This is a genomic window from Bacillus sp. SIMBA_031 (assembly GCF_046535225.1).
Classification (GTDB): domain Bacteria; phylum Bacillota; class Bacilli; order Bacillales; family Bacillaceae; genus Bacillus; species Bacillus velezensis.
This window is the reverse complement of the sequence record NZ_JAWRXC010000271.1, coordinates 1-270: the sequence shown is the minus strand read 5'-3', so window position 1 is coordinate 270 and position 270 is coordinate 1. Positions and strand designations below refer to the sequence as shown.

At 41.9% G+C, this 270-nt stretch carries 1 protein-coding gene; it reads left to right on the top strand.

From position 1 onward, the window contains the following. Positions 1 to 22 precede the first annotated feature (22 nt). Positions 23 to 270, top strand: a 248-nt coding sequence (locus SB724_RS20285) for an Eco57I restriction-modification methylase domain-containing protein (RefSeq protein ID WP_410572666.1), incomplete at its 3' end; no start/stop codon positions are given.

The window sequence follows — 270 nt, the reverse complement described above, 5'->3', positions numbered from 1 at the left end:
ATATCGATCCCAATTCCATACGATGGGTGATCGAGCGGATTTATACGTTCCTTTTTTTGAGAAATCGTTGTCGCTGCTCGAAAATGACGGAAAACTATGCTTTATTTGCACCGATCGTTGGACCAAGAACAAATATGGCAGAAGGCTAAGAAAACTGATCAGTGAGAAGTTCTCTTTCGATTTGTTCGTTGATCTTTATGGATCGGACGCATTCAAAACGAAAGTACTTACTTATCCTGCCATAACGCTTATCCGTAACCGGAGACCGAC